At 62.5% G+C, this 8,773-nt stretch carries 7 protein-coding genes; 5 read left to right on the top strand and 2 right to left on the bottom strand.

From position 1 onward, the window contains the following. Window positions 1–164: 164 nt before the first annotated feature. Window positions 165–1,154, bottom strand: coding sequence for a zinc ABC transporter substrate-binding protein (locus PHP91_RS16440; protein ID WP_300143279.1), 990 nt, complete (start codon window positions 1,152–1,154; stop codon window positions 165–167). A gap of 177 nt (window positions 1,155–1,331) precedes the next feature. Between PHP91_RS16440 and PHP91_RS16445 the strand changes: the two genes are divergently transcribed. The 5 genes from PHP91_RS16445 to PHP91_RS16465 all read left to right on the top strand — a co-directional run bounded on the left by PHP91_RS16445 (window position 1,332) and on the right by PHP91_RS16465 (window position 6,187). Continuing rightward, a complete protein-coding gene (locus PHP91_RS16445) occupies window positions 1,332–1,622 on the top strand; it encodes a hypothetical protein (RefSeq protein WP_300143282.1) in 291 nt (96 codons plus the stop codon). A 3-nt stretch (window positions 1,623–1,625) separates the two neighbouring features. After that, window positions 1,626–1,898: a hypothetical protein gene (locus PHP91_RS16450; RefSeq protein ID WP_300143285.1), complete on the top strand. Its 273-nt coding sequence runs from the start codon at window positions 1,626–1,628 to the stop codon at window positions 1,896–1,898. Window positions 1,899–2,288: 390 nt separating this feature from the next. After that, on the top strand, window positions 2,289–3,284 hold the full coding sequence (locus PHP91_RS16455; RefSeq protein WP_300143288.1) for an extracellular solute-binding protein: 996 nt from the start codon (window positions 2,289–2,291) through the stop codon (window positions 3,282–3,284). A 116-nt stretch (window positions 3,285–3,400) separates the two neighbouring features. Continuing rightward, complete coding sequence (locus tag PHP91_RS16460) at window positions 3,401–4,498, top strand: ABC transporter ATP-binding protein (protein ID WP_300143291.1); 1,098 nt, start codon at window positions 3,401–3,403, stop codon at window positions 4,496–4,498. Window positions 4,499–4,507: 9 nt separating this feature from the next. Then, a complete protein-coding gene (locus tag PHP91_RS16465; protein ID WP_300143294.1) occupies window positions 4,508–6,187 on the top strand; it encodes an iron ABC transporter permease in 1,680 nt (559 codons plus the stop codon). 232 nt (window positions 6,188–6,419) lie between these two features. Here PHP91_RS16465 and PHP91_RS16470 read toward each other — a convergent pair whose 3' ends face one another. Beyond that, entirely contained in the window at window positions 6,420–8,543 is a 2,124-nt protein-coding gene (locus PHP91_RS16470; RefSeq protein WP_300143297.1) for a Tex family protein, read from the bottom strand. Window positions 8,544–8,773: the final 230 nt, after the last annotated feature.

An 8,773-nucleotide genomic window follows, 5' to 3' on the forward strand; every position in this document is an offset into this window, starting at 1 on the left:
CTCAAGGCCAACGGCGCGCTCGACTGCGCCAACCAGAAATTCCTCAAGCGCTTCCGCCTGATGGAGGAGCTGGCCGAAATGCGCGGCCTGGACCTCCACGCCATGGAGCTCGACGCCCTCAACAAATTGTGGGAGGACGTCAAGTCCATGGAGTAGGCGGCGCCCTATTGCAGGGCCTGCCGGAACGCTTCCGCCACCTTCAGCAGATTCATCTTCCAGTCCGGGGCGAGCGGATTGAGCGGCACGACCTTCGCCCCCATCTCGGAGGCGATGACCTTGGCGCTGCGCTCGGAGAACTGCGGCTGAACGAAGACCACCGGGATGTGGCGTTCCTTGCCCGTCTCGACAATACGGGCCAGTTCTCCGGGGCTCGGCTCCTTGCCCTCGGACTCGATGGGAATCTGGCGCAGGCCGTAATCCCTGGCGAAATAGCCCCATGACGGGTGGAAGACCATGAAGGTCCGCCGCTCCGGAGGCAGCGCCGAAAGCACGGACGAGAGCTCGCCGTCCAGGGCGTCCAGCTCCTCCAGGAAGGCGTTCAGGTTCACCGTGTACTCCGGCCGCCCAGCCGGATCGATCTCCACCAACCCCTTGTAGATGTTCCGGGCCATGACCTTGACCAGCCGGGGCGAAAGCCAGATGTGCGGGTCGAGAATGCCGTGGTCGTGGTCGCCGCGCCCGTGCTCCATGGACCCGTGGCCGGGGCCGCCCGCCGCATGGTCGTCATCGTGACGCGGGCCCGGAGGCGGGGTGCCCGCCGGGCCGTGGCCCTCCTCCTCGTCATGGTGATGGTGCGCGGCCATGGGCATCTTCTCGATGCCCTCGTCCGTTCGAACCACGGCCATGGTCGGGTTGGCGCTTTCGAACCGGGAGAGCCAGGTGGACTCGAAGGGCACGCCCACGGCGAAATACGCCTTGGCCTTGGCAAGCCCGGTCATCTGGCGCGGGGTGGGCTCATAGGTGGCCGGACTCGCTCCCGGCATGACCATGACCGATACGTTCACCCGGTCGCCGCCGATTTTCGCCAGAAAATACAGCTGAGGCACGATGCTGACGAAAACGGGCACCCGGCCCGCCGCCGAAACGGAACCTGCCGAGAACAGCACAAGACCGAGGATCAGGACCACCGTCCTGAAAAACGAATTGGTCCGCATGAAGACAAACCGCCTGTTGTTTTGGTGTTGATCTATTCGAAGAAGGACTTCAGTAGTGCAAACACGGCGAAACCCGCGCCGATTCCCGCATAAAGGAAAAGTCACGGGGCGCACCGGTCCTTGTATCTGCGCGCCAGGAGGAAGCCGACACCAGCTCCGGCCGCAACGGAGACGACAATGGGAATCATTTCCATCATTGGGATCTTCTACACTGCTCCAGCGCGCTTGTCACGCACGACCATGATTTTTTGCCACTGGCCCAACCAAAACCGCAACCGGATAAAAAAAGTTCAGACGCGCCCTAAAGACATGGAGGATTTTGCCGATAGAGCGGATAAGGCCGTTTATTTATCCCCTGGAGGTGCGTGTCCGGGATTGCGGCTGCCCAACCGCCGAGGGGCAAGAAATTTCCATCCGGCATCGCGTGATGGACAGGCGTTATTTCCGACCCGAGGACAAGGAGGGTAGACTATGACCATGGCAATCGGCGGTCTTGGAACCCAGGCCTTTGGCGCAGCCGTGGCCTCCGAGACCCTGGACATCTTGAACAACAGTGGCGGAGGTTCGGGCATGCTTCCGGCGGACAAGGCGTCCGTCGCGGGCGCGCTCGTATCCAAGACACTCAACAACATGAACTCCGGGACCTCGGCCGGCGATCCGACCGGCATGGCCCAGAGTTACGACTTCCAACAGGCCGTGCTGGGAGCCCACGCAACCGGCTCCCTGCTCGACAGTATAATCTGACGGCCCGGAAATAACGCCACGACAAGGACCCCGCCCCTCCGTCCGGAGGGGCGGGGCTGCTTTTTTGGCGGCCGGACGGAGGGAATCCCGCGCAGCGCCGCATATCCGGCGATGGCGCATCGGCGGGATGCGCCCGTTGCACCGCCGCCATTGCTCGCCGAAAGGCACGCCCACGCCCCTCAACGCACGACGCCATAATTATTTTTCAACTTCTTTGACAATCTTTGCAGCCCTGAATAAAAGGGATTTGATGGGTAGACATCAGTCCCGGCCAGACGGCTCGGCAAAAGGATAATCGGGAGTATTCGGGCCCATTGGCGCTGGTCGGGTTTCCGCCCCCCCAACATGCAAACCCGTTGGCGCGCCGCGTCAACCACAAGGAGTTGCCCAATGAAGAAACTTATCCTTTCCCTATTGATCATGGCCATGGCGACAACGGCATGGGCCGGGAGTTCCGTGGCCGACAAGGCCAAGGCGGAAGGCAAGGCGACCTTCTACGCGAACATCACGTCCATCGAGCCCATCATGGAGGCGTTCGGCGCGGACACCGGCGTCAAGGGCGAGTACACCCGCATCTCCACCGCCAAGTTCCTGGCCACGGTGCTCACCGAATTCCAGGCGGGCAAGCTCATGGCCGACGTGCTCCAGGCCCCCCTGCCCGTCATGGAGCTGCTCAAGGAAAAGGGCGTGCTGGCGACCTATCGTTCCCCCGAGGCGGACAAGTACCCCGCCTGGGCCTCCACTGACGGCGTGATTCAGCAGTTCGGCATCGAGTACGTGGGCCTGATCTACAACAAGGACCTGGTCAAGCCCGAGGACGCCCCCAAGCGCTACGAGGACCTCGCCGACCCCAAGTGGAAGGACCGCATCGTCATGGCCAACCCGGCCTCCCACGCGACCACCATATCCTGGCTCATCGGGCTCAAGGAGAACATCTTCGAGAGCGAGGCCGAATGGATGGCCTTCGTCAAGGGGCTCGCGGCCAACAGGCCCATGTTCGTGAAGTCCTTCGGCCCGACCCCCGCGCCCATCGAGAGCGGCGAAAAGGCCATCGGCATCTCCATGCCCAAGTACATCATCACCAAGGCCCCGGCCCCGCTGGACTGGGCGCGCCTTGAGCAGCCGCTCATGGGCACCGCGCGCGGCATCGCCATCGCCAAGAACGCCAAGCACCCCAACGCGGCCAAGCTGTTCATGGACTACTTCCTGTCCAGGAAGGCCATGAACATGCTCGCCACCGACGTTGGCGAATACGTGCTGTACCCCGGCGTCTACCCGCCCATCGACGGCATGGACAAGGCCAAGGTCATCCCCATCCGCGAACTCTCCGACGCGGAGCTCGCCAAGTGGGGCGCGGAATTCAAGCGCATCTTCGAGATGAACTAAACCGTCTTCGTTTCCGTCACAGGCCCGTCCGGGCCGATCAAACCCCGGACGGGCCCGCGTTTTCGGCGTTTGCGCATCACGACGCCGCATTTCAAGGTGAACCCGAGGTCGCACACATGGATATTCAAATCGAGAACCTCTGCAAGCGCTACACGTCCGGCGGCAAGACCATCAACGCCCTGGACGACGTGACCCTGACCATTCCGGCCAACAAGATATTCACCCTCCTCGGGCCGAGCGGCTGCGGCAAGACCACGCTCCTGCGCTGCATCGTGGGGCTGGAGTCCCCTGATTCCGGCGAGATACGCATCGGCGGGGAAACCGTCTGGTCGGGCGGGAACAACATCTACGTCCCGCCCGAGAAGCGCGGCCTGGGCATGGTCTTCCAGAGCTACGCCATCTGGCCCCACATGACCGTGTTCGACAACGTGGCCTATCCGCTCCAGACCCGAAAGACCGACCGCGCCGAAATCCGCCGGAGGGTCGCCAAGACCCTGTCCTTCGTCCAGCTCGAAGGGTTCGAGGACCGGCCCGCCACCAAGCTCTCCGGCGGCCAGCAGCAACGCGTGGCCCTGGCCAGGGCCCTGGTCGCCGAGCCCAAGGTCATCCTCTTCGACGAGCCCCTGAGCAACCTGGACGCCAAGCTGCGCGAGGAAACGCGCAAGGACCTCCGGGTCTTCCTCACCGAACTCGGGATCACCGCCGTCTACGTGACCCACGACCGCATCGAGGCCCTGGCCCTGTCCGACCTCATCGCGGTCATGCGGAACGGGCGGATCATCGAAAAGGGAACGCCCCGGGACATCTATTTCCATTCCGAGCACAACTTCGTGGCCGACTTCATCGGCCGCACCAACCTGATCGACGGCGTGGTCAAGAGCCGGGAGGCCGACGCCACCACCGTGGAATGCCCGCTCGGCGAGGTGCGCTGCGCATCCCAGGCCGACATCGCCCCCGGCGACAAGGTCGTGCTCTCCCTGCGCCCCGAGTTCCTGCACATCGCGGAGGACGGCGCGGCCCCGGAGGACGGAACGGCCAACCGGATCACCGGGCGGATCGACTCCCTGGTCTTCGTGGGCGAGGCCATGGAGGGAGAGGTGCTGGTGGGGGACACCCGCCTGTTCGTCAAGGTCCGGCCGGATTCGGAACTCAAGGAGGGAGACGCCGTCAGCATGACCGTGACCCCGGCCCACTGCCTGCTGCTCACCAAATAGGGAGGGGCCATGTACGCCAAGCACTCGAAACTCACCCCGACCCTCATCGCCATCGTGGGGTTCCTGACCGTCTGTCCGGTGGCCATGCTCGTGATCGGCAGTTTCAGCACGAACCTGGGCACCCTGGGCGGCTTCACCCTGGACAAATACATCGAGGCCTACACCGACCCGGAGCTGCTCGGCATCATCGTCAACACGCTGATCTTCGTGCTCGGCTCGTCCTTTCTGGCCACCGCCCTGGCCCTGTTCCTGTCCTACCTGAACAACCGGACGGACATCCCGTTCAAGTTCATGTTCCGGGTCATCTCCATCATCCCGATGATGATTCCGCACATCCTTTTTTCCGTGAGCTGGGTCCTGCTGCTCAACCCCTCCAACGGCATCATCAACCTGTTCCTGCGGCAGGTCCTGGGCATGGAGGGCGGCCTCAACGTCTACAGCCTGGAGGGCATGATCCTGGTCGAGGGGCTGCTCGACCTGCCCATCGCCTACCTGATCATCGCCCCGGCCATGGCCTCCTTTGACGTGGCCCTGGAGGAATCCTCGCGGGTCTGCGGCGGCACGCCTCTGCGCACCCTGTTCCGGATCACCCTGCCCGTGCTCCGCCCGGCGATCATGGCCGCCTTCATCCTGTCCCTGGTGCGCAGCCTGGCCTCGTTCGCCGTGCCCTCGGTCATCGGCATGCCGGGCCGGATATACGTGCTGTCCACCCACATCTACCGGGCCGTGTCCACGGGCTTTTCCGCCGACTACGGCAAGGCCGCGGCCCTGGGCATGGTCGTGCTGGCCTCCTCCATCACGCTCATCTACCTCTACCGCTTCATGACGCGCGAGAGCGAAAAGTACGTGACCATCTCCAGCCGGGGCTACCGGCCCACGGTGATCCGGCTCAAGGGCGCGCGCTACCCGATGTTCGCGGTGGTCGGCCTGCTCTCCTTCGTGCTCATCGTGCTGCCCGTGCTGGTGCTGTTCTACACCTCCATGGTGCCGTACTCCATGGTGCCCAGCGCCAAGGCGTTCTCGATGATGAGCTGGCGGCACTGGCTCGCCGTGATCAACGATCCCATCTCCCTGCTCTCGCTCAAGAACAGCGTGATCCTGGGCGTGGGCGGGGCCACTCTGGGCATTTTCCTGTCCATCTTCGTGGCCTACGTCATCGTCAAGGTGCGCACCCCGGCCTCGGGCCTGCTGGAGAGCCTGTCGTTCCTGTCCTTCTCCTTCCCCGGCATCGTCATCGGCGTGGGGTTCATGTGGTTCTTCGTCCAGACGCCGCTCTACGCCACGCTCTGGGCCCTGCTCATCGGCTACATCGCCACGTACCTCCCCTACGGGGTGCGGCCCCTGGCCAGCGCCTTCGTCCAGGTGCACAGCCACCTGGAGGAGTCGTCACTGGTCTGCGGGGCCAGCCGCGTCCAGACCATGCGGCGCATCGTCATCCCGCTGCTGGTGCCGGGCATCGTGTCCGGCTGGATACTCATGGCCACGATGTTCGTGCGCGAGCTGACCCTCTCGGTCGTGCTCTCGCGGCCGGGCACCGAGGTCCTGGCGGTCCAGATCCTGCGCTTCTCCGAGGACGGCCTCTGGGGCCGCCTCTCCGCCCTGGGCATCATCATGATCTTCATCTCCACGGCCCTCGTGGTCCTCGCCTCCTGGGTAGGAGCCAAGTTCAAGCCGGTCCAGGAGGAGTAAGGCACATGGAGAAGAAAAAGGCCCTCATTTTGAGGGCCTTTGACACTTCGTGAAACGAAGTGATTTTGATCTTTGGCGAAGAGGGAGGGATGCGAACAATGGCAAATATACCTGATATTATCATGTAGATACATTTAAACAATCAATAGCTGCATCGCCACTTGCACCGCGAAGCCCTTAACGCCTGTTCAAGGCATCAACCTCAACGCCCTTCACCTGACCAACGAAGAGGTTATCCCCTTTTCATGCTCAACCCGATTCGCCGTCGTTGAACATCGACACTGAGCACAGTCACCTCCACCTCTTTGCCTGCGGCCACGACATCGGAAGGATCACGGACAAAACTGTCCGAGAGCTGGCTGATATGCACCAGGCCGTCCTGGTGGACGCCGATATCCACGAAAGCGCCGAACTTGGTGACATTGGTGACGACGCCAGGCAGCTTCATGCCCTCGTGAAGATCCTTGATGTCGTTCACCCCCTCGGCAAAGGAGAACACGCTGAACTCCGCCCGTGGATCACGGCCGGGCTTGGCGAGTTCATTCATGATGTCCCGAAGGGTCGGCAGGCCCACCTCGTCCGAGACATAAGCGTTGATGTCCACGCGGGCACGGGATTCGTCATCCGCGACCAGTTCCGAAATGGAGCACCCCACGTCCTTGGCCATCTTTTTCACCAGGGCATAGCGCTCGGGGTGGACGGCGCTGCTGTCGAGAATCTCTTTGCCTTTGACCCGCAGGAACCCGGCGGCCTGCTCAAAGGCCTTGGGGCCAAGCCGGGCCACCTTGAGCAGATCGCGCCGTGAAGCGAACGGGCCGTTCCCGTCCCGATAGGCCACGATGTTCTCAGCCAGCACCGGCCCAACGCCGGAGACATGCGTGAGCAATTCAACGCTGGCCGTGTTCAGGTCAATGCCCACCGAGTTGACGCACCGCTCCACGACTTCATCAAGCCCCTTTTTCAAAGCGGCCTGATCCACGTCGTGCTGATACTGTCCCACCCCGATTGATTTGGGGTCAATCTTGACCAGTTCGGCCAGAGGGTCCATGAGCCTGCGGCCAATGGAAACGGAGCCGCGCACGGTGAGGTCAAGATCGGGGAACTCGCGCCTGGCCACTTCCGAGGCCGAATAGATGGAAGCGCCGGACTCGTTGACCAGGACGACGGGAATACCCAGACCGAGCTCACGGACGAAGGCCTCGGTCTCGCGCCCGGCCGTGCCGTTGCCTATCGCGATGGCTTCGACGTCATACCGGGAACAAAGATTGCGAAGTATGTGCGCCGCGTCAGCCTGCTGCTTCTTCGAGCCGGTCGGATAGATCGTGGTGTGATCCTGGAGTGCGCCCTGGGCGTCGAGAACGGTCAGCTTGGCCCCGGTTCGGAAGCCGGGATCAAGCGCCAGCACCCGCTTCTGGCCAAGCGGCGCCGCGAGCAACAGCTCGCGCAAGTTCGAGGCGAATACGCCGATGGCTTCGGCATCCGCCCTCATCTTGATTTCGGCACGGACCTCGTTTTCAATGGAGGGGCAAAGAAGCCGTTTGTAGCCGTCCTCAAGGGCCAATTTGACCTCTTGGGCATCGGGGCCGGAACCATGGACCAGGTTGCGAATCAGCAGGTCCACGCCTTCCTCGTCCGACGGCCGCAGGGAGAGCCGGAGAACCTTTTCCTTCTCTCCTCTGAACATGGCCAGGGTCCGGTGTCCCGGAACACGCACGAGCGGCTCATCCCACTCGAACCAATCCCGGAATTTCTGCCCTTCCTCGGCCATCTTCGCGATGACCTTGGACTTGAAACGGCCACGCTTCACGAACAGGACGCGGAGGGCTCCACGCACCTTGGATAGCTCGCTCACCTCTTCCGCGATGATGTCTCGCGCGCCGGCAAGGGCGGCCTCGATGTCGGGGACATCCTTGTCGGCGGCGACAAAGCGTTGCGCCTCCAATTGCGGATTGACGCCCTTCTGCTGGAATATCAACTTTGCCAAAGGGGCCAGGCCGCGTTCCTTGGCGATGCTCGCCCGCGTCCGGCGTTTAGGGCGGTACGGGAGGTAGAGATCCTCAAGGACGGTCTTATCCTTGGCATTCTCAATGGCGTTCTTGAGTTCATCGGTGAGAAGGTCCCGTTCGGCCAGGGAGGAGAGGATGGAGTCGCGGCGCTTGTCCAGTTCGGCCAACTCGATAAGCCGGTCACGGATTTTGCCTACGGCGACCTCGTCCATGCTGCCCGTGGCTTCCTTGCGATAGCGGGAAATAAAAGGGACCGTGGCGCCTTCGTCGATGAGAGAGGCCACGGCTTTTACATGTATACTGGGGAGCGCCAGATCTTGCGAGATGCGCTGGATATGTTTGTCGTTCAAACTTGTGTTCCTATTTGAATTATAAGATGTGAGCGAGTATCTCTCCACCTCGACAGCGTTGATGGCACGCCCTTTACCATGGCATCCCTGTCGACGCCACTAGAAGTGGCTTCAGTTCTTCGGACCACCGAGCGACGATTTTACGGTGGACATGTTAACGAGCTACGCAGCTCTCTCGGCCCAGGCCAGAGGGGGTACACCCTTGGACGGAATTGGACGAGCAACCATAA

The organism is Pseudodesulfovibrio sp., from assembly GCF_028692895.1.
Taxonomy (GTDB): domain Bacteria; phylum Desulfobacterota; class Desulfovibrionia; order Desulfovibrionales; family Desulfovibrionaceae; genus Pseudodesulfovibrio.

Excerpts from the sequence above, each read along its gene's own strand:
- PHP91_RS16445 (WP_300143282.1), top strand. The coding sequence starts at position 1,332 with ATGGGAATCATTTCCATCATTGGGATCTTCTACACTGCTCCAGCGCGC.
- PHP91_RS16450 (WP_300143285.1), top strand. The coding sequence starts at position 1,626 with ATGACCATGGCAATCGGCGGTCTTGGAACCCAGGCCTTTGGCGCAGCC.
- PHP91_RS16465 (WP_300143294.1), top strand. The coding sequence starts at position 4,508 with ATGTACGCCAAGCACTCGAAACTCACCCCGACCCTCATCGCCATCGTG.
- PHP91_RS16440 (WP_300143279.1), bottom strand. The coding sequence starts at position 1,154 with ATGCGGACCAATTCGTTTTTCAGGACGGTGGTCCTGATCCTCGGTCTT.
- PHP91_RS16455 (WP_300143288.1), top strand. The coding sequence starts at position 2,289 with ATGAAGAAACTTATCCTTTCCCTATTGATCATGGCCATGGCGACAACG.
- PHP91_RS16460 (WP_300143291.1), top strand. The coding sequence starts at position 3,401 with ATGGATATTCAAATCGAGAACCTCTGCAAGCGCTACACGTCCGGCGGC.